Consider the following 1,904-nt stretch of genomic DNA (forward strand, 5'->3'; position numbering starts at 1 on the left):
TCCCATCCCGCAGCCCTCACGCTGAACCCCGAAGGTCAGGGTGAGGGCGACAGTTCTACTTTGCCAGACAGCGACAATTCTACTTTGCGTCTACAGACAGTGCTTCAATAATCCATTTTATGTAATATTTCAATAACTTATTTTGTTTTCCCTGTCCTCTCTCAGTTTCAGCAGCCTGGACGGGACCGGATTGCTCTCGGTGTATTGATCCTTGCGATCTTTGCTGGCTGGCAGGATGCGGTAAGGCATTCCCCGCAGCAGCGTCTGAAGAGGGTATAAGGCAGGATCAGCAAGTAAACAGCCCGACCGGCGTTCGCCGCGTTTCTTCGACCGATCCCCGGATACCGCACGACACAAGGATATAAGGATCAAGTTTCGATGCTGACCCGACGCCACTTCATCACTGCAACCGCAACCCTGTTCTCACCCGTGATATCCCGTCCGCTGTTGGCCCAGTCATGGCCGACGCCCTCAGAGAGGGCCGCGTGGGACGCGCAGGTCACGCCGGCCTTCTACGATCCGGCGACTACGAATCCGTGGGGTCTGCACCCGCGACTGCTGCCCCAGCGGGTCGAAGCCCGAGCCGGCCTCGTGCCCGGCGATATTCACGTCGATGCGGTTGCGCGCTATCTGTATCACATCGAGCCGGGCGGAACCGCGATGCGCTATGGCGTGGCCATCGGGCGCGGCGGTCTGTACGAGCCGGGTACCTACAAGATCCAGCGCAAGGCAGAATGGCCGCACTGGACGCCCACGGCAGACATGATCAGGCGAGAGCCCGAGGTGTATGCGAAGTTCGCAGACGGGATGGAGCCCGGACCCGACAACGCGCTGGGGTCGCGCGCCCTCTATCTCTATCTGGGCGACCGCGATACCTATCTGAGGATTCATGGCACGCCATTTCCGACCTCGATCGGCAGTCGCGCAAGTTCAGGCTGCGTTCGGATGGTCATGCCGCATATCAACGACCTTTATGACCAAGTCGAAACAGGCGTGACCGCGTTCCTCTATCCCGCCGAGGGGGACGGGCCTCTCGAAGCGTGACGCATGATCGATACGTCGCGCCTCCGGAGGCGCGACGCATTCAAATCAGCCCGCGGCGGATGGCGCGTCCGAATTCTGAAGGCAGATCACCTTGCCGGCGCCGGTGCGGAGCGGCAGCATCGTGGTCTCGACCTGGCCACCATGGCGATACCAATAGCAGCCATCCTCGGGGTTCAGCCACACAGTCTGCAAGTCCTGGTACGGACCCGCAAGAGCCAGCACTTGCGCAGGCACCTGACCTACGGCGGCTTGGGACTGATCCGATGTGCGGATCGTTGGCGCGGCGCAAGCGCCCAGCGAGAAAAGCGCGACTGTAGCGACGATCGCACGGGTGAGTGTGGCACCCCGTTCGTGGTCGATGGGTGGCCTGGCGAGAGGGCCGGCTCCTGATACGACGAGGTTGATAATCACCTGGTTGGTGGGATTCATTGTCTTCGTGCCTCGTGCTTAGAGCCGCTTTCAAAATGTACGCCACGAAGCGGGACGCGCAAACCCCGCCAAAACTTCAGGAGGCCCAAATGCGAGTGACGATAACTGCCGTTCTGGGATGAAGTTGCATCACTGCCCCCCGCCCTGCTCCTCAGCCAGCCTGCGTTCGTTAAGGCCGATTAGGCTTCCGGCCAGATTGAGGTTGCCGAGCAGGCAAGCCTCGACCATGCCGCGCATGTAGCCGCCGGGACTGATGACCGGAGTCTCGGAATCCGAGCGCCGTGCATCGGTGATGAGCGCGCAGAGCATCAGTTCCTCCTCGGACATGACCTGCGCGGGAGTGTCTGAAACTCTGTGTATCTGACCTGGCCCATGCGGTTTTCAGATACGGTCAGGCGTCGAAGCGCCCTGCGAACATTATGGCCAGCTGG

3 protein-coding genes are annotated in these 1,904 nt (G+C 60.8%); 1 reads left to right on the plus strand and 2 read right to left on the minus strand.

Annotation, left to right across the window (positions count from 1 at the left end):
* Positions 1–378: 378 nt before the first annotated feature.
* Entirely contained in the window at positions 379–1,044 is a 666-nt protein-coding gene (locus DPQ23_RS15130; protein WP_112875585.1) for a L,D-transpeptidase, read from the plus strand.
* Between the two features lie 45 nt (positions 1,045–1,089).
* Here DPQ23_RS15130 and DPQ23_RS15135 read toward each other — a convergent pair whose 3' ends face one another.
* Positions 1,090–1,473: a hypothetical protein gene (locus DPQ23_RS15135; RefSeq protein WP_240602851.1), complete on the minus strand. Its 384-nt coding sequence runs from the start codon at positions 1,471–1,473 to the stop codon at positions 1,090–1,092.
* Positions 1,474–1,602: 129 nt separating this feature from the next.
* Positions 1,603–1,800, minus strand: a complete 198-nt coding sequence (locus DPQ23_RS15140) for a hypothetical protein (RefSeq protein WP_112875586.1) — start codon at positions 1,798–1,800, stop codon at positions 1,603–1,605.
* Between the last annotated feature and the right edge of the window lie 104 nt (positions 1,801–1,904).

This window comes from Paracoccus endophyticus, assembly GCF_003286075.1.
Taxonomy (GTDB): domain Bacteria; phylum Pseudomonadota; class Alphaproteobacteria; order Rhodobacterales; family Rhodobacteraceae; genus Paracoccus; species Paracoccus endophyticus.